Origin of the sequence: uncultured Desulfovibrio sp. (genome assembly GCF_902477725.1) — a bacterium.
Lineage (GTDB): Bacteria > Desulfobacterota > Desulfovibrionia > Desulfovibrionales > Desulfovibrionaceae > Desulfovibrio.
In genome coordinates, this window is record NZ_CABSIF010000001.1 from 215,527 (window position 1) to 234,153 (window position 18,627).

The window sequence follows — 18,627 nt, forward strand, 5'->3', positions numbered from 1 at the left end:
TCAAATGCATTGCACCAGATGCATTACGCCCCGGCGCTGGCGCTATTTGCATGCCCGGGCCGTATGAGCAGCCATGTGCCTGTGAGCGCGGTAAAGGGCGCAACCGTCACAAGCCCGATGCTGCCCACCAGCGTGTTCATGATTTCAGCGGAAACAAAGGGCAGGTTGAGGGCGTTTTCCAGCGGGATGCCCTGCGCCATGAACAGCATCAACGTGGCAATGTAGCCGCCGGAGTAGGCCAGCAGCAAGGTTGTGGTCATGGTGCCCACAACGGCGCGGCCCACACGCAGGCCCGAGGCCAGCGCCGCGCGGCGCGAAATGCCGGGATTCTGCGCCGCCAGTTCGGCCATGCTGGCAGCCACATCCATGGCGAGATCCATCAGCGCGCCAGAAGAAGCCATGAATATGCTGGCAAGAAAGATGCGCGTCATGTTCAGATGCGGATAGCCGGAATAGAGCACGGTTTCCGCATAAGGGCGCACGGCCCCGTGCAGGTGGAACGGCCCTGCAAAAGCCAGCGCAAGCGCACAGGTGGCGGCAATGCCCAGCAGGGAGCCGAGCCAGGCAGCCAGCCCGCGTCGGTTCATGCCGCCCACAAGCAGGATGGTTGCGGCAGTTATGGCCGTGGTGACACCCAGCCCCAGCAGGATGGGATCCACATCGCGCAGCAGGGCCGGAACCAGCGCCTTCCAGATCATCAGTGCAGAAAACACAAAGGAGAGCAACGCCTTGAGGCCTGTGGCCCCGGCAAAGGCCAGCAGCAACAGGGCAAAGATGCCAAAGGCCACGGCCTGCGTGTGCAGCCGATAGTGATCCTGCGCCACGACATCGGCCACCTTGCCATCGCGCAGGGTAAGCACCATCAGGGCTGTGTCGCCGGGGGCGAATACTTTATCCAGCTCCATCTTGCCCACCAGATCATTGCCCGCCTGCCATGTCTGCCCCTCATAGGGGCCATCGATGGCGCGCATGGTCACATATTGCGTCCCCATGCGCACAATGCCGTACTGATGCACCCGCTCGTTGTCCACGCTCAGCACCGTTGCACGGCAGCGCACCGCATTATCCGGCAGGCGGTTTTCAAAACCTGTGGGCAGCAGATACAGCGCAAGACAGGCCAGTCCCAGCACCACGCACAGCAGGGCGTCGCGCCGGGTGGAACGCAAGGGCATATGCCCTGCGGCGGCCCCGGTCAGCATCGGAGCCATTGATTGAGCCTGTATTTGCGGATGCGCCTGATCTGCCCCGGTTACATCCGCAGTGCTGCCCGACAATTGGTTTTCTTCGCTCTGCTGCGCCATGACAACTCCTGTGCTGCACTCGTGCCTTTTGCCTTTATTACGCCATAACAAACAGGCCGGACAGCAGGCATATAACCCCGCCGCCCGGCCTGCAAAATACACTTCCCTACGCGCTAGTTGGCGGCTGCCGCCAGCCGGACTGCCGGGCTCGCAGCAGTATTTGCGGCAGGGCTGACAGCGGCGGCAGATTTCTTCATCCCCATGATTTCAGCCATGCGGGCAAAGATATCTGTGTTGTCGTAAAACCCGCCAAAGCGATCAGCGCCCACGCCCCCGGCAGAGGTCAGCACCGGAACGCCCGTGTGGGAATACGTTGTCCACGCGATGCCCGATTTCTGGTTGAGCAGATGGGTAAGGGTAACAGTGAACGGCTCATATTCGCCGTAGAGCAGGTAATCCTGATCCGAAATATTCTTGCTGTCGCCGCCCTTCATGCTGCGCTCAAAGGCTGCGCGCAGTTCGTCCACCTCGTAGGGTTTCAGCACCATGCCTGCGGCGTCGCCATCCTTGGGCAGGGCGGCGGCTTGGGCATCAGAAAGCACCACAAGGCCAAAGTTTTCCTTCACCAGAGGCAGCACGTCTTCCAGCTTTGCCTGCGGATTGGCCTTACGGAAGGCGTTGAATTTTTCGTCAAAGGCCACGTAGGATATCTTCTGATTTTTCAGGCGGGTGTGGTACGAATCGTACTTGGTGCCCGCAAAGCCGATGGACATGCCACCGGTTTCGTGGTCGCCCGTAACAATGACCAGGGTGTCATCCGGGTGGTTGCGCATGAACTGCATGGCCTCGGCCACGGCGGCGTCAAAAGCCAGCACATCGGTGATGGAGCTTACGGCGTCGTTGGCATGGCATGCCCAGTCAACCTTGCCGCCTTCGACCATCATGAAAAAGCCTTTGGGACTGTCCAGAAGCTCAAAGCCCTTGCGCGTCATTTCAGCCAGCGAGACGTCATCCTTGGCAGCATCCATGGCGTAGGTCATGGCGGATTCGTCCTGAAGGCGCGGATTGACGAACACCACGCGTTCCTTGCCGGGCTTGAGCGAGCGGAAATCCTGCGCGCTGTTCACATAGTGGAATCCATTGGCGCGGATGGCGTCCAGCACGTTGCGCTTGTCGCCTTCCATCTTGGATTTTTTGCCAGCAGGATCAAGAAAACCGCCGCCAGCAAAATAATCCATGCGGCTCGCGGCCAGTTCAAGGCCGATTTCGTAATAATTTTTGCGGCTGGGCTGATGCGCGTAAAAAGAACCGGGCGTGGCGTGGTCAAGCGACACGGTGGTCACTATGCCCACCTTCATGCCCTTGTCGCGCGCCATTTCGGCAATGGAAACCACGGGCACGTTCTTGCCGTCCACGCCAAGGCCGCGATTGGTGGTCTTGACGCCACAGGCCATGGCGGTTCCAGCGGCGGCGGAATCCGTAATGAGCGAATCAATGGAATATGTGGTGGTTGCGCCCTGCACGGGCAGCTGGCTCATGTTGAGCTTGACTATGCCGGGGGTGGTGTCGCCCTTCTGCGCAGCCAGATACAGCTCCGCCGCGTTGCGCTGGGCCATGCCCATGCCGTCGCCTATGAGCAGAATGACGTACTTGGCCTGCCCCGCATGGGCAACCCCCATAAAGCCGAACAGCATGACGCAAAGAACAAAAGCCGCTCGTGCGGCATTGTGCCAACGAAACTGGGCCATGACCCGAACCTCCTGCATGAATGCGATGGTGGAAAGCCCCCGAAAATCGGCCAGCCTTCCCCAAAACCATACAAGGCTGCCTGCGGGCTCTGCAATGGGCTAACGCTCGCCCATGCGGGTGACGCCTGCGTTACGGACAAACGCATGTTGCGTGACGACGGGCGATGTGCAACCTGTTACCGCACCCTTGGCATGCAAGGCAACGCAAAAACGGCCTGCCCGCAGTTGCGGACAGGCCGTTCACATAAGGTGTCATCAGCCCGTTAATAGGGCAAGCCAAGACCTGTTGCGGTGTGGATGGTATCCTTGAAAAAGACGATGCGGCTGAGCAGCACGGCGCAGAGCACCAGCAGGCCAAGCGCACAGGCGCGTTGCCGCGCCGCATACGTCAGCCCAAAGGCCGCGCCCAGCAGCGCCAGCCCGCCCCAGAACAGGGGCGAAGCCAGCCATGCATTGGCCGTGGCCTGCATGATCGTACCGCCGGAGGCCCACACGCAGGGCACAATCAGCAGCACCGCCATGAGCATGCCCAGAAACACCCGCAGCACCCCAACCCGGTTTTGCGCAAAGGCCGCGCCCAGCGAAAGGCTGGTGAGGGCAAAGAGCAGCATGGGCACGCCGTTGCTGATGGCAGGCATGGAAATGACGGCATAGGTCATGCCCTGCATGATGATGCCCGCAAGCCCCGCCACGGCAGTGAGTACGCACAGCATGCGCGAAGGCTTGAAACAGCAAAGGCAGGCCAGCGCGGCGAACAGGCCGAATACCAGCCCTTCCCTGCTGAGCCAGGAACCGCCCATATTGGTAAGCGCCGTTGCGGCGCGCCAGGGCTGAGCCAGATGCAGCATGGAAGCCGCCAGCCCAAGCAGGGCGGCCCCGGCCACAACATACCATTCCTTGCCGCCAAGAGGATTCGCTCCTGCGGCCTTTCCGGGGGCCGAGGTCACAGCCCCGGCAGCCGGGCGCAGCATTCCAAAGGCCGCAAATACGGCCATGCCCACGGCAAGCTGGGTAAGCACCGTAAAGAAGACAAGAGGGAATTCGTAATGCATGGCGTTACCCCCTGACCTGACGCGGCATCCTGGGCAGGATAAACCGGGTGGAAGGATTAAGGCGCGGCATGGCGGGATAGCCAGCCGGATTCTGTACGGCGTTGGTGTCGTCAAACTGCTCCAGATCCACAAGCTCCAGCGCGCCAGTGGGGCAACCCTGCACGCAGGCGGGCAACAGTCCGGCATCAAGTCGCTCATGGCACATGCTGCATTTTTCCGCATGCTTTTCCGCCTTATTGAAGCGCGGCGCGCCGTAAGGGCAGGAGCGGATGCAGTTGGTGCAGCCGATGCAGGTTTCCTTGTGGTGCACTACCACGCCGTCAGGCCGCTTTTCGTACGAAGACGTCGGGCAGGCATCCATACAGGCGGGATGCTCGCAATGGTTGCACGCCAGCGAAAGAAAGGCCCTGTCGTGGTGCGGATAAATGGCCTCGTCCAGCGGATACACCTGCCGCCAGACCATGTCCGGCTCCAGCTGGTTGAAGTTTTTGCAGGCCATGGCGCAAGAGCGGCAACCAATGCACTTATCCATATCCATCAAGAACGCGCGTCTTTTACTCATGCCAAGCCTCCGTTCACCGCAATCACGTCTGCAAACTGATCGTGAATGGCAACACCCGGCGAACCGGTTTTCATGGCCCCCATGTCTGACGGACAATCGTCCACAAGGTTCTGCACGTTAAAGTCGAGTTTGCGGAACCATGCCTCGTACATGACCAGACAATCTGCAGCAACGTTGGTGCTGAGCCGCGCCCGCAGCCGCACCTCGCCGATGCCGTTGAATACCTTGACCATGCCCATATCCCTGATGCCGCGCTCCTGCGCCGCCTTGGGGTGGATGTAGACATATGGCTCGGGATAGAAGTTTTCCATCCAGTCCAGATTGATAAACTGGGAGTGCAGGCCAAACTGCACATGCGGAGTCAGCAACCGGAACGGCCCGTTGGCCTTGCGGCCTTCCACAAATTCGGGCAGGGCCTTGAAACCGTTTTTGGCGCAGAGGTCGGACTTGAACTCGTACTTGCCCGAGGGCGTTTTGAAGGTGCCCTCCGGCCATGCGGCAGAGGATTTGCGTTTGGCCTTGACCGGCCCTTGACGCAGCGTCTCCCAGCTGGGGATGCCAAACAGGTCGTAAATGCCCTTGTTGCATTCCTTTGCCATCCATTCCTTGCCGTCCACTTCCTGCGGGAAGGTGCACGACCCGGCTTCCTTGCGGTTCATGGCGCGGGAGAGGGCCGCCGCGATTTCAATGTTCGACCGCGCCTCGTGCATGGGCTTGATGGCCTGCTCGTTGAGCGAAAGCCAGTAGTGCCAGTAAGATACGTTGATCGTCCATTCCTCAAAAAGCGTTGTCACCGGCAGCACGATGTCGGAATTACGCACGGTTTCCGTAAAGAACTGCTCTACGGAGACAACCATATCCAGCTTTTTGAAGGCCCGCTCCAGCTTGTTGCGGTCAAAATCCTGCGCAAAGGGATTTTTGCAGGATACCCAGAGCATTTTCAGCTCCGGGTCTTTCGCATCCAGAATTTCCTGGGCAATCCTGTTGATGTTCAGGGAGCGGTCGGTGTAGGCGGCCTTTTCACCGCCGCCAAAGTCAAATTCGCCCTTTGGACCGCCGCCGCCCACAAAACCCCTGGAGCCTGCGGGGCGCTGCTGCGCCATGGCGTGGTAGTTGAACCCCCAGGTTTGCAAATGCCCGTAACGAGCGCCGCCGCCCTCAACGCCCACGTTGCCGGTCATGGCCACAAAGGCATCCACGGCGCGCACCATGGCCCCGCCGTTGGTGTGGCGCTGCATACCGTAGCCAATCCACACGGTCGCGGGGTGGGCCGCAGCAAATTCTTCCGTCACCGCGCGGATTTCATGGGCGGGTACGCCAGAAACCTGCGCCGCCCACTCCACGGTGACATTGGCCCGCAAATATGCCGCAAACTCGTCAAAACCCACGGCCCTGTTTTTGACAAAATCCTGATCCACAAGACCAGAATCCAGCAGATGCCGGGCCATACCGAGCGCAAGGGCCCCATCGCCGCCCGCGCGCACCTGCCAGTACACATCGCCCTTGGCCGCCGTCTGGGTAAAGATGGGGTCAATAACCACCACCTTGGCGCCCTTCTGCCGGGCCTCGTAGATGTACTTCATGCTGTGCATGGAACACCACGCCGGGTTTGCGCCCCACACGATGATGTACTTGGCCTTGACCATGTCTTCCGGGTCGTTGCACCACATGTCGCCGAAGTCGTAGTTCTGGGCGTCAATGCCCGCAGGCCAGCAGGGCGTGCCCACAAAGCGGCTGGTGTAGCCGAGGGAAGACATCATGCCTTCCACACCGTAGTTGGTGATGCCGAAATTGCCGGAATACTTGGTAAGGCCCAGCCCCAGCAAGTTGCCGTCCTTTTTCTTCAACTCCAGAATCTTGTCCGAAATCCGGTCCATGGCCTCGTCCCAACTGATTCTGCGCCAGTTGCCCGAGCCACGGCCCTCCTGAATCATGGGATACTTGATGCGGTCAGGGCTGTAGACCCGCCGGGGGTAGGAATAGCCCTTTACGCACAAGGCCCCCTGTGTGAAGGAGGATTCCGGCGCGCCCTCCACAAACTGCACGATGCCGTCCTTGACGTAGGTCTTTATGCTGCATGTATCGTAGCAGTTGCGGGGGCAGGCGTTGCGAAACACCTGATAGGCCGAGGGGTCAAAGGGTTTTGCCTCGCTGCGCGCAGGCAGAAGCAGCGAACCGGAAACGCCGCCAAGCGCGCCCGCAGCCCCGGTCGCCAGCAATCCTTTAAGGAAGCCGCGCCGTTCTTTTGAGCAATCAGATTTATGCATACATACTCCTTTGCGTGCAATGACACAGCCAATATTCAAGGCAGCGCAGGGCCGCCTGTATTGCGGGCGTGGGCGCGTCCGCCTTGCGTGCCCTCTCCACAAATGCGGGGAGCCACCGCGCCATGTGCTCATCCACAAGCCAGGCAAGGGCTTCGCGGGCATGGGCGCGCAAGTGCTCATCGCGCTCGGGGCGCAGCAGCAAGGTCAGCATTATCCAGACCTCCAACTCGCAGGCGATAAAGTCGTCCGGCTGGCCCTCCGGCGCGGCAAGGCCAAGGGCTTGCAGCATTTCACGCATGTCTGCCGCGGCATTGCCCATGAGCCGGGGTTCCGCCTCCAGGTACACCGAGGCGTAGGGCGGCGCGGGCACGGCCTGCGGCCCCACAAACAGCCGGTTAAAGGCATATTCTTCCGCCTGCCAGTTTATGCTGTCAGGCAATGTTTCCACGGGCGCAAAGTGTGTGGCCGCAGCAGCCAGAGTGTCAGCATCCTTGCTGTTGAAAAAGTCGCGCAAGGCCTGAGCCATAGTCTGCATTTCCGCTAATGATGGGAACATTCAAGCCTCCGGGCAGGACGCCCCACGCGGGGCATCACGAGCATTTTGATACGTTATTAAAATGCCCGCTCTGTGTGCAGTGCGCCAGAGTGAATGTTTGGTGAGAGATCAGGTATACAGCCGTACCCGATTAATCGGAATTGGGTAGTAAGGGGGAAACGAAGAAGCGAAGTGAAGAGACGGCGAGCTACGGATGCAATCCGGCAGAGCCTCAAGTCTGACTGGTAATCAGGTACATGGCAAGCTGGGTATCGTGCCCGCGCACGCCAAGTTTGCGCCGGATGTTTCTGCGGTGGGTCTGCACTGTCTCCGGCGAAATGCGCAGGATGGCGGCAATCTCCTTGGTCGTGCGCCCGGTCTGGATCCACTGGCAGATTTTGAGCTCGGCAAGGGTCAGCTTGCTCAGCCCCTTGTCCTTAACCATCTGCTCCTGCGCGGAGCCTGAGCCGCCAAGGATGCGCTCAAGCTGCTCGCGTGCAAGCTCGATTCCCTGCTTGCGGGCCGCAGCATCCTGCTCCCGGCCCAGTTCCGCCAGGGCGGGCCACAGGAAGTTGCGCACGTTTTCCGCCAGTTCATCGCTCTGCTGGCAGCGCTCTTCCTCAACATGGCGCAGCACGTTGCGCAGGGTGATGTTCAGCTCTTCAAGGCGCTGCTTTTCCTGCTGAAGATCCTGCGTTTGCCGCTGCACGGCGTCTTCGAGCATTTCCCTGTGCAGCACGTGCGGCGTTATGTTGGTCAGCAGCAGCAAAAAGTCGCCGGAGCTTGCCATGCTCAGGTCGCCCAGCGAAGCCATGGAAAGCCGGAACACCAGGCCATTGCCGAAGGGGGAAATCTCGACAGTCTGCCCAACCTTGTAGCGGGCGAAGAATGTCCTGGCGTCTGCTTCTTCCAGGCCGAGCGCATCCCAGATGTATTTGCCTTCAAGGTTCTCGCCCGCGTACTGCCGCAAGGAGCGGTTGGCGGTGACTATGTGGCAGGCGGAATCCATGACCAGCACGCCGTCGGACGTGGCGTTGAATATATTCTCAAAACGGCACTTTTCCACGGTCAGCAGGCGGAACAGATCATCCTGATCAAAGGTGTGGGCACTCTGGGCGGCCTGCATGCAGGTTTCCATCCACACTATCTCAAAAGCCTGACTGTAAATCTCCACCAGCCGGGCGGCCAGAGCCGCTGCACGTTCCGTGACCTCTGGCGAAAGGCGCGGCAAGGCCTCAAGGGCATCCTGCACCGACAGGGTAAACGTCTTGTAGCAGCCCAGAAACATGCTGCCGGTGATGCCCCGCCTCAGATGACGCAGACCCGAACTTTTCAGCGCATCGGCCCAGCCGTCGGCATTGGTGCGCAGCATCTCGAAGGTGGGCGGGGTGTCGCGGTCGGCATGGCCTTTCACCGCGTCCAGCAGCCCGTCGCAGGAGGTCATGCAGTCTTCCCGCCGGGCAGTGGTAAAGGACAGATAGCCCGCAGCCTTCATACGTAGTGTCCATTGCCCGAGGAAGACTTCGGCGCAGTCGTCAAAGTGGTTCACCGCTCCAAGCGCGCACTGCCACTCCTCGCAGCTCAGGTCAAAAAGACCGGAAGACGGGCTCTGCTCCGCAGGGTGGGATGTATGACTTTGGGAAATCGCTTTTGACATGACTGCCTTAACGCCCATGGGGATTGCAAAAAGGGCTGCGCGGGATTCAGGGCAAGGACGGGTTACGGGCGTGGTTCTGGAGCGGGATGCGTAACGAATAACGGGAACGGCACACTTACAAAAATGTGACGCACAATCACTCTTTCTGTCAAGAGCGTGAAAGGCCAGCGCGCGCGTGACAGACAAAAGGCTTGCAATAAAAGCAGTTATGGGCGCTCCCGCCCGAATGCATGGCAGGAAGGGATGGGCATAAGGGGCGCAGGGAGCACTTATATAAAATCTGCCCCCACAGATAAGGGGCCAAGAAGGGGCCAGAGAATCATATAAACAGAAAAAGGACTCATGCAGATCATGCATAAGTCCTTGAAATCTATATGGTGCCGAGGGACAGAATTGAACTGCCGACACGGGGATTTTCAGTCCCCTGCTCTACCAACTGAGCTACCTCGGCCCATTAGGGCTTGCCGCCAGAGCGTTTGCTCTTTCACAGCGGCTGGAAAAGTCTTCTATCTACTTGCGCTGACTTTGGCAAGCTTTTTTTTAAGAATTTTGTACAACGGCTTGAAATATGGCTTTCTTCCGGCCATACTTTCCCCCGTCAACAGATCAAATCAAGGATTTATCGTGCCTTTTCACAGCCCCATACCCCCAACCTTGCGGGATCTCGATGCCCTGCGCAACATTGGCGTCAGGCGCGTCATCATGCAGGCCCTTGTTACCGGCGGCGTCACTGGCGCCGTTATCGGCCTTTTCCGCCTTGCTTACGACCACATCAACGCCGCGCTTGTACACACCATACGCCAGCACGACCTTTATGATCCTGTTGTGGCTGCCTGGATTTTCGGCGGTTTGGCGATCTTGGCCCTGCTGGCCCTGCTGGCCCTGCGCCTTGAACCCCTTGTGAGCGGCAGCGGCATTCCGCAGGTGGAACTGATGGTGCGCGGACAGATGCGCATGAGCTGGCTGCGCGTGCTGCTGTGCAAGTTTGCCGGAACCCTCGTTTCCCTCAGTGGCGGCCTGTCCGTGGGCCGCGAGGGGCCTTCCATCATGATGGGCGCTGCCGTGGGGGCTGGCGTGGGGCACCTGTGGGGCGAGCGCAGCGGGCAGAGCCTGCCGCGTTACCTTGTGGGGGGCAGCGTTGCCGGGCTTGCCGCCGCCTTTGGTGCGCCAATGGCGGGCATGTTCTTTGCTTTTGAAGAAATGAAAACCATCCTCAGCGCCCCCATGTTGCTGTTTACAGGCGTGTGCGCCCTTGCCGCGTGGTTTGTGGTGCAGGTTCTGCTTGGATTCGGCCTGGTGTTCCCCTTTGCGCAACAGCCCTTCATCCACTGGACGCAGTGGTGGATCATCCCCGTAGTCGGCGTAGCCATGGGCGTTCTGGGCGCTTTTTATAATCTGATATTGCTGCGGCTCACCCTTTGGGCCGACCACAGCCCCCTGATGCCCCGCCCCTTGCGCGTGCTCCTGCCCTTTATGCTGGCTGGCGCGCTGCTTTACCTCTGCCCGCAGGTGCTTGTGGGCATTGGCTTCAGCACCTTGCAGCTTGAGAGCCTGCCCCTGCCCTTGCTGGGCCTGTTTGGCCTGCTGGCGGTAAAGATGGCCTTTTCATGGATAAGCTTTGCCTCCGGCGTTTCCGGCGGCCTGCTGATGCCAGTGCTGCTCATGGGTTCCATTGGCGGGGCATGCATGGCCTCGGGCCTGCAATCTGCCGGAGTTATCAGCCCGGAGCAGACCGCCACTGTGCTGACCCTTGGCATGACAGGCCTTTTTGCCGGTTCTGTGCGCGCGCCGCTGACCGGCGCATTTTTGCTGCTTGAAATGACAGGATCGTTCCATAACATTCCCACGGTGGTGCTCACGGCTTATATTGCCGCCTTCACCGCCAATGCCTTGCGCTCCGAGCCTGTGTACGACAGCCTGCGCGCCCGCTGCCTTGATCTGGCTGGCGCGGCAGCCCCCAGCGACAAAAATGGCAATGATACCGATGCGTCAGGCAGCGCAACACAACTGCAAAAATGAAAGGTCGTGCAAAAGGCGCACGATGCCGCAAAAATTTTATCCATATAACCACTTGTTATATTTGAATTTTTAAAAAAATGCTTGCGTTTTGGAATTGGAGTGTCTATGTTCACCAATTGCAAAACCAACCGCGCCCCATGGAGTAGGTATGACCCGTAAAGACCGCACAGAAGGCATATACAGCCGCCGAGAAGTACTGGACGAAAGTGAGCGTCGTCAGTACTGCCTTATTCAGCTCAAAGATTTGCTCTCCTACGCATACCGCTATTCAGAAGACGTTAAAAAACGCTTCGACCGTGCGCAGTTCAATGTGGAGAAATTCAAAACACTTACCGATATAAAGCACATTCCCATCCTGAAGAAGAAAGAACTTATCTTCCTTCAGTCCATGGGGCCGCGCCTGGGCGGTCTGCTGACCAAGGATATCGGCGAGCTCAAGCGCATCTTTTTGTCGCCTGGGCCCATCTTCGATCCCGAAGACCGTGGAGAAGACTACTGGGGTTACACCGAAGCCTTCTATTCCGTTGGCTTCCGCCCCGGCGACGCCGTGCAGAACACGTTCAACTACCAGTTGACGCCCGCTGGCCTCATGTTTGAAGAGCCGCTGCGCAACCTGGGCTGCGCGGTTATTCCCGCTGGCCCCACAGACGCCGCCACCCAGCTCGACATCATGCAGAAGCTGCGCGTCTCCGGCTATGTGGGCACGCCCAGCTTTCTCATGCACCTTGCGCAAAAGGCCGAAGAAAAAGGCCTCAACCTGCGCAAGGATCTTTTCCTTGAAGTGGCCTTTGTCACCGGCGAGCGCCTGTCTGAAAAGATGCGCTCCCAGATGGAAAAGAAGTACGACCTCGTCATGCGTCAGGGCTACGGCACCGCCGACGTGGGCTGCATCGGCTACGAATGCTTCCACAAAACCGGCCTGCACATTGCCAACCGCTGCTACGTGGAAATCTGCCATCCTGACACGGGCATCCCGCTGAAGGACGGCGAAGTGGGCGAAATCGTGGTGACGGCCTTCAACAAGACCTACCCGCTCATCCGCCTTGCCACGGGCGACCTTTCATACATCGACCGCAGCCCCTGCGCCTGCGGCCGCACCAGCCCGCGCCTTGGCAGCATTGTGGGCCGCGTGGACACCACCGCCCGCATCATGGGCATGTTTGTGTACCCGCATCAGGTTGAACAGGTCATGAGCCGCTTTGAAGAAATCAAACGTTGGCAGATCGAAGTCACCAACCCCGGCGGCATCGACGAAATGACCCTGTTTGTGGAAACCAGCGGCTTCAAGCGCGAAGAAGAGCTGCTGCACCAGTTCCGCGAAAAGATCAAACTGCGCCCCGAACTGCGCGTGCTGGCTCCCGGCAGCCTGCCCCCGCAGATCAGACCCATCGAAGACAAGCGTCACTGGGATTAACCCGCAGATATACGCAACAAGCCCGGCCAAAAGCCGGGCTTGTTTTTTGCAATTCTAAAAGAACCGCAAGCGGCGTGGAAAAGAAGCAAACCACTTTTTCCACACTGCAATTTTTACGGTTTACTTTACGCATCAAGTCCAAGCGTCATATCAAACCACTGCGCTCCGCCATGACTTGATTTCGAAATTCCATCATTCACAAAACCAAAGCATTCGTAGTAGCGAATCAGTCGCTCTTTGCACGTCAGTATGACTTTCTTTTTGCCTAACTTTTTAGCTGTTTGCACAAAATTCTTCATGAGCTGGGAGGCAATGCCTTGCTTCCGAAATTCTGGAATCACAGCCAGCCCGAAAACAGTTAGGTTTTCACCAGTCTTATTGTGGTGAGACGTGCTATAAAAAAGTTCATCGTATATGACGGGGCTATCGGTAGCGCATCCATTAATATACCCCACCAGTCTACCGCCGACTTCAGCCACTAGAAAAGACTCAGGAAAAGCCGCAATCCTTTCCTTAAAGGATGCCCGTGAGGCGGCTTCAGCCGCAGGAAAGCACACGGATTCTATTTCAGCTATACTCTCCAAATCATCCTGGCGAACACTTCTTACTGTGAATTCTTGCATGCAGTTTACTCTTTACTGGTGATTTTGCTGGCTTGCCCCTGTCTCTAGTCGATCATGCTTTGTACCAAGTTGATTTCAGCCTGAGAGCACATAGCAAGACTCCGCCAACCAAGTATCACAACGAATCAATACACAGGCGCGCGACGATTGAATCCAATGTTACGCTCTACCTTACTGATACACATACGACCCTTATTTTTTTCCACATAAACCACAACGTAAGGTGCGTATTCTTTGCGATAGCTCATACTCACAGGCACAAGACTGAGACTCTCGTTTACGGAAATTGATTTACCAACCATCAGGTTTTCCAGATCTTTTCGTCCAACGTCTTGCCCCTTCAGATAGTAATCAGCATCATCCCCGCCTACTCCCCTCTTATAGTCAAACTGAACTCGCTTGGCTGTACATCTGCACACGTATTTAAATATGGCTTGATCAAAAACAGGAAGATCGTCTGTCGCCAGCGATTGCTTCAGATACCATTTATAAAAGTCCCGTACAAAAGACTCCACGTCTTGCGCGTACGCAACTTGTGGACTGGCTTGCAGCAAGCTCATGATTATAAATAGGCAGATAAGAAGAATCTTTTTCATATGTATTCCCTTTAGTATGGGTAGGCATCAGATATGGATGCTATTTTATAACTCGATTCAGTCTTTTTTATATATGCAATCACATAGTACTCAAAGTCTTTACCTTTGAATGTCACAGGAACGACAAAGACTCCATCCGCCATAGAGAGAACACTTTTTACAAAAATACAACTTTCCTTAAATTCCAGTGTTTCACCCATTTGCGTGAAGTAATACAAGTCTGATGATCCTTTCTTCTTGAGATACGCAATGAGCGATTCATCAACGTATTTCGGCAAGTTTTCATTTTCAAGAATATCATTCTGCTCATAATGTTTGATAATATACCATTCATAAAATTCTTTAACAAATTCCTGCGGTGTTTGTGCTGCGTCTGCCGCCTTGGGGCAAAAAAAGCCAAGGCACAGTATGCCTGTAAGCGCACAAATAAGTATATTGCGAATGGGCATATTTTGATTCCTACGTTTATTTTGCAAACTGCGCCCGGCGAAACACTGCTCACCGGGCGCATACATGAATAACTTTTAAGCGCGGATTGCGGCTGCTTTGAGTGAGCACTGGAACTAATTTTAGCCTAAATAGCATCTGCCTAGACTCGGCAGCAGCGCAGCGAATCAGTACACAGACTCACGGAAATTAGGTCCATGGGAATCTTCTACCTTGCTTATGCACATGCGACCCTTTGTTTTTTCCACATAAACTACAATATACGGTGTGTACTCATTCCTAAAGGACACACTCACCGGCACAAGACTGAGACTATCGTCCACATCAATGGATTTACCTACCATAAGGTTATCCAGCAATTCTTTTCCAAAGTCTTGCCCCCTAAGATAATAATCAGCGTCACCAACCATCCTTTTATAATCAAGGCGTACTCTTTTTGCTGTACATTTGCACACGTACTTAAATATGGCATCGTCAAAAACAGGACGATCATCTGTCAGCAGCGATTGCTTCATATACCATTTATAAAAATCCTGCACAAAAGACTCCACATCTTGCGCGCGCGCAACTTGTGGGCAGGATTGAAGCAATCCTATTCCAAAAAACAAGCATATAAGGAGAAATTTTTTCATATACATTTCCTGCTAATTTAGTATGGGTAGGCATCGGATATGGATGCAATTTTAAATTCTGATCTCGATTTCTTTACATACGCGATTACGACATTATAAAAATCTTTTCCCTTAAATATTACAGGAACAACATACATATCGTCTGTCATAGTAAGAACATTTTTCACAAGCACACGGCAATCTTTAAATTGCATCGTTTCGCCCATTTGCGTAAAATAATATAAATCTGGTGATCTTTTCTTTTTGAGATACTCAATAAGTGACTCATCAACATATTCTGGCAGTTTTCCATCTTCTAGAATATCCTTATGTTCATAATGCTTGGATAGATACCACCCATAAAACTCCTTAACAAATTCTTGCGGTGTTTGTGCTGCGTCTGCTGCATTTGGGCAAAAAACGCCGAGACACAGCATGCTTGTGAGCACGCAAATAAGCATTTTGCGGATGCACATTTTTTTATTCCTACGTTGATTTTGCAAACTGCGCCCGGCGAAACACTGTTCACCGGGCGCATGCATGAATAACTTTTAAATGCGGATTGCGGCCAGCTTTGAACACGCGAGAGAAGGCATGCCCAGCACAATCACGCTGATTTCAGCCTGAGAGCACATGGCGCGACGTGACCCATTAATAAGCGCCGCGAATCAGTACACAGGGGCGCGGAAATTAGGCCCAGGAGAATCTTCTACTTTGCTGATACACATACTGCCATTTGTTTTTTCCACATACACTACAATATATGGGGAGTATTCCTTCCTCATACTAACAGAAACAAGCCTGAGATTATCACTCACATCTATTGACCCACCGATCTTAAAATCTTCTAACTGCTCTTTTACAACGTCTTGCCCCTTTATATAATAATCAGCGCCATTGCCGCCGACCCCTCTATTATAGTCAAACTGAACGCGCTTGGCTGTACATCTGCACACGTATTTAAATATGTCTTGATCAAAAACAGGTAGCTTCTCAAACAACGGCTGAGGTTGTTTAACAAACGACAGTGATTGCTTAAGATACCACTTATAAAAATCACGAACAAATGACTCCACATCTTGCGCGTGCGCAGATTGTAGGCATGGCTGAAGCAGGCTTATGACAAGGGATATGCAGACTAAAAGAAATTTTTTCATATGTATTTTCCTGCAACTTAATATGGGTAAGCGTCTGATACAGACGCAATTTTAAAACCAGAGTCAACTTTTTTTACATATGCAATTACAGCACGCTCAAAGTTTTCCCCCTTAAACGTGACAGGGACAACAAAAACATCATCTGTCATTTTGAGTGTATCTTTCACTACGATACGGCAATCCTTAAATGCCATAGTGCTACTACCGTGTTGTATAAAATAGTATATATCAGAAGACGGCTTGGCTTTAAGATACTCAACAAGAGATTCCTCAACGTATTCCGGCAGTTTTTCCTCTTCAAGAATGTCTTTATTTTCATAATGCTTAATAAGATACCATTCATAAAATTCCTTAACAAATTCCTGCGGTGTTTGTGCTGCATCAGATTCCTTAGGGCAAAAAATCCCAAGACACAGCAGGCCTGCGAGCACACAAATAAATATTTTACGAATGCGCATGTTTTTATACCTCTATTGTTTGTTGCAATACCTGCCTCCGGTGGTGAATACGGGCACCGGAGGCAGGTATTGGGTGTTGTTATCGTTTTCGCATGACTAATGCGGAGCTACAAGCTGCTCACCTATATCACTTAGCTCATTTATGATCGCCGGTAAATAACATACGGCGCGTCAACCTCTTGATAGTCTGTGGCTGCGTATATGCTGTTTTGTCTAAAGTCTGATATCCATCGCTTTCCATCAAACATGGCAGCATGGCCATAGGGGTGTCTTTTAATAGCCTGAAAAATTACGACATCACCTTTTTGTGGCTTTTCACCCAGAGCCACTGTTCTAAAGCCTACGTCGCGCAAAATGGGCCCAAACCCACAAGCACCGTACTTCGGAGAAGAATTTAATGAGGTGTTCATTCTTAGCCCACCCGCCTCAATGGCCTGACGGACATACGTTCCACAATCACCAGTGGAATCTTTATGTGATTGTGTTTGCAAGTGCGCGATGGCCGCGTCGAGATCCCACTTGGGCAATGGTTTGTCATTCGGCAAAATTTCCTCCCTCCGCATCATGCCGTTGCGCGATATGGCAGACCGCTTAAGCTCTTCCCTCTCGCTCATGGCATTGCGACCAACATCGGCCCGATATTTAACCTCTCGGGATACTGGCGCTCTCAATTCCTGCCCAGAGGTAGAATAACCTGCTGCGCCGCCCCCCGCGTTGGTAAACTGACCACCGGCATTGCGTGGATGCTTACTCTCATCCCAGGCCAGCCCGCTGGCATCGTGCCTGTTGACCGGGTCATCCACGCAATAGTCGTACAGGTCGCCATCGCCGCGCGTGTCGTTTGCAGGGTCAAGCGACATAAATCTGCCAATGCGCGGATCATAGTCGCGCCAGTTAAATCGTATGAGGTGGGTGTCCCTGTCTTCCAGCCCGGCGCAAAACCCTATGGGCACATAGAGGCAAGGTAAGGAATCATAAACAATTCTGCCAAAACTGCTGCGCACCACCTCCTTGACCACCTTGCCGTCGGGCCCCACAAACAGGCGTGGCGTGCCCAGATGATCGCAGCAGCACGCCAGCACGAGTGACGACAGCGCCGATGCCGCCCCGGCAGGCGCGCTCCCGGTCATTGCCCCTCCCAGAGCGGACTTTTCCGGCTTGCCAGCATCAGAAGGGTTGCGGAACTGTTGGTATGCCGAGAGGCACTGGCACACTCTTTCTTTACGATTTGCTGCGCCAAACCAGTGCAACCAGCCGTCCGAGCCGTTGCGTTCATTTTCCGGAGCGGCATCAGCAGCCAAAACCGTTTTGCCCAAGGGGCGAATGACTATCCTGCTCAGGGTGCCGTCCGCATCATAGACATAGCCATACTCCAGCCGAAGTTCATGGTCGCGGAAGCCTGCGAGCCTTGCCTGATCGTTCCAGCGGTATTCGCCAGTAATGTCGTTGTGGCGGTACCGCCTGTAAAGCCTTGTGCCCTTGTAGGCGTAGCGCAGCTCGCAACCGTCATTGAGCTCGGCCCTGCCCAGCATGGTACTGCTGCCGTAGGTAAGGCGAAGGCCGCGCTTGCCTGCGATGCTGCTTACCGAACCGTATTTGTCATAGGCATAGCGGTTTTGCCCGTCGCTTTCCAACTGGCCTTTGTCATTATAGCTGTAGCGCGATTTTTCCATTGCGCTTGTTGATGCGGAAGGGCAGCCCTCATACCAGACCTTGCTGCGCACGCGCTGGCCAGAAGCACTGTATTTATATGTTTCCGCAATGGCAGCGTTGTTTTTTACCTCGGTCAGCCGGCCCTCGGCATCGTAGGCATACTCCAGCACATTTGAGGCCCCGTTAAACTGCTCTGTTTTGCGGGCAATGCGTCCATCCACATCATACTGATACTGGATTGCCAGGCCATTTTGTCTTCTCACCACTTGCGCGTCACGCATAAGAACCTCTTTGATTTTTGTTCATTCCAAGAATTTCACGCATGGATTTCCAAATCTGCGGGCTGCTAGATTGGTCACCACACTTCAAGTCGGGGGCCGAACAAAATAAATGCCACAAAAATTTTATTCTGTAAGACTGAAACATTTCAGTAAACTGGAGGTAAATTTTTTGCGCATGCAACACTAATAATATGTGATATTTCAGCTATTTAAATAGCGACACATGAGGGCAAAGAAAGTTGCAAATTTTCACTACATTTATAACTATATGATTTTATTTAATAAAAAAATGATTAAATTTTGCAT

Annotated in this window: 17 protein-coding genes and 1 tRNA gene; 2 read left to right on the top strand and 16 right to left on the bottom strand. The window is 54.8% G+C overall.

Features of this window, described 5'->3' with window-relative positions; genetic code table 11:
• Positions 1–23 precede the first annotated feature (23 nt).
• From RDK48_RS00865 to RDK48_RS00900, 8 genes are all read right to left on the bottom strand, one after another.
• Positions 24–1,208 (bottom strand): YibE/F family protein, encoded by a 1,185-nt coding sequence (locus RDK48_RS00865; RefSeq protein ID WP_374042244.1) that lies wholly within the window; start codon positions 1,206–1,208, stop codon positions 24–26.
• Between the two features lie 206 nt (positions 1,209–1,414).
• On the bottom strand, positions 1,415–2,989 hold the full coding sequence (locus tag RDK48_RS00870) for an alkaline phosphatase (RefSeq protein ID WP_298996151.1): 1,575 nt from the start codon (positions 2,987–2,989) through the stop codon (positions 1,415–1,417).
• 263 nt (positions 2,990–3,252) lie between these two features.
• Entirely contained in the window at positions 3,253–4,041 is a 789-nt protein-coding gene (locus tag RDK48_RS00875; RefSeq protein WP_298996153.1) for a DmsC/YnfH family molybdoenzyme membrane anchor subunit, read from the bottom strand.
• A gap of 4 nt (positions 4,042–4,045) precedes the next feature.
• On the bottom strand, positions 4,046–4,603 hold the full coding sequence (locus RDK48_RS00880) for a 4Fe-4S dicluster domain-containing protein (protein WP_022659675.1): 558 nt from the start codon (positions 4,601–4,603) through the stop codon (positions 4,046–4,048).
• Positions 4,600–6,870: a molybdopterin-dependent oxidoreductase gene (locus tag RDK48_RS00885; protein ID WP_298996156.1), complete on the bottom strand. Its 2,271-nt coding sequence runs from the start codon at positions 6,868–6,870 to the stop codon at positions 4,600–4,602. The genes RDK48_RS00880 and RDK48_RS00885 overlap by 4 nt, the downstream gene beginning before the upstream one ends.
• Positions 6,863–7,426, bottom strand: coding sequence for a molecular chaperone (locus RDK48_RS00890; protein ID WP_298996158.1), 564 nt, complete (start codon positions 7,424–7,426; stop codon positions 6,863–6,865). The genes RDK48_RS00885 and RDK48_RS00890 overlap by 8 nt, the downstream gene beginning before the upstream one ends.
• 211 nt (positions 7,427–7,637) lie before the next feature.
• On the bottom strand, positions 7,638–9,062 hold the full coding sequence (locus RDK48_RS00895; RefSeq protein WP_298996159.1) for a LuxR C-terminal-related transcriptional regulator: 1,425 nt from the start codon (positions 9,060–9,062) through the stop codon (positions 7,638–7,640).
• Between the two features lie 375 nt (positions 9,063–9,437).
• A tRNA-Phe gene (locus RDK48_RS00900) sits at positions 9,438–9,513 on the bottom strand.
• 173 nt (positions 9,514–9,686) lie between these two features.
• Here RDK48_RS00900 and RDK48_RS00905 point away from each other — a divergent pair.
• Both RDK48_RS00905 and RDK48_RS00910 read left to right on the top strand, forming a co-directional pair.
• Positions 9,687–11,081 carry a chloride channel protein gene (locus tag RDK48_RS00905; protein ID WP_298996162.1) on the top strand — a complete coding sequence of 465 codons (1,395 nt, stop codon included), beginning with the start codon at positions 9,687–9,689 and terminating at the stop codon, positions 11,079–11,081.
• A gap of 148 nt (positions 11,082–11,229) precedes the next feature.
• Positions 11,230–12,495, top strand: coding sequence for a phenylacetate--CoA ligase family protein (locus RDK48_RS00910; protein ID WP_022659670.1), 1,266 nt, complete (start codon positions 11,230–11,232; stop codon positions 12,493–12,495).
• A gap of 125 nt (positions 12,496–12,620) precedes the next feature.
• Here RDK48_RS00910 and RDK48_RS00915 read toward each other — a convergent pair whose 3' ends face one another.
• The 8 genes from RDK48_RS00915 to RDK48_RS00950 all read right to left on the bottom strand — a co-directional run bounded on the left by RDK48_RS00915 (position 12,621) and on the right by RDK48_RS00950 (position 18,321).
• A complete protein-coding gene (locus tag RDK48_RS00915; protein ID WP_298996165.1) occupies positions 12,621–13,118 on the bottom strand; it encodes a GNAT family N-acetyltransferase in 498 nt (165 codons plus the stop codon).
• A gap of 125 nt (positions 13,119–13,243) precedes the next feature.
• Positions 13,244–13,714, bottom strand: coding sequence for a hypothetical protein (locus RDK48_RS00920; protein ID WP_298996167.1), 471 nt, complete (start codon positions 13,712–13,714; stop codon positions 13,244–13,246).
• Between the two features lie 11 nt (positions 13,715–13,725).
• The gene (locus RDK48_RS00925) at positions 13,726–14,163 is read right to left on the bottom strand and encodes a hypothetical protein (RefSeq protein WP_298996169.1); all 438 of its coding nucleotides are present in this window, start codon (positions 14,161–14,163) and stop codon (positions 13,726–13,728) included.
• Between the two features lie 165 nt (positions 14,164–14,328).
• On the bottom strand, positions 14,329–14,793 hold the full coding sequence (locus tag RDK48_RS00930) for a DUF3828 domain-containing protein (RefSeq protein ID WP_298996171.1): 465 nt from the start codon (positions 14,791–14,793) through the stop codon (positions 14,329–14,331).
• 17 nt (positions 14,794–14,810) lie between these two features.
• Positions 14,811–15,248, bottom strand: coding sequence for a hypothetical protein (locus RDK48_RS00935; protein ID WP_298996173.1), 438 nt, complete (start codon positions 15,246–15,248; stop codon positions 14,811–14,813).
• Positions 15,249–15,440: 192 nt separating this feature from the next.
• Positions 15,441–15,929: a hypothetical protein gene (locus RDK48_RS00940; RefSeq protein WP_192112657.1), complete on the bottom strand. Its 489-nt coding sequence runs from the start codon at positions 15,927–15,929 to the stop codon at positions 15,441–15,443.
• A gap of 17 nt (positions 15,930–15,946) precedes the next feature.
• On the bottom strand, positions 15,947–16,387 hold the full coding sequence (locus tag RDK48_RS00945) for a hypothetical protein (protein WP_233483385.1): 441 nt from the start codon (positions 16,385–16,387) through the stop codon (positions 15,947–15,949).
• A gap of 140 nt (positions 16,388–16,527) precedes the next feature.
• Entirely contained in the window at positions 16,528–18,321 is a 1,794-nt protein-coding gene (locus tag RDK48_RS00950) for an RHS repeat domain-containing protein (protein ID WP_298996176.1), read from the bottom strand.
• Positions 18,322–18,627 lie beyond the last annotated feature (306 nt).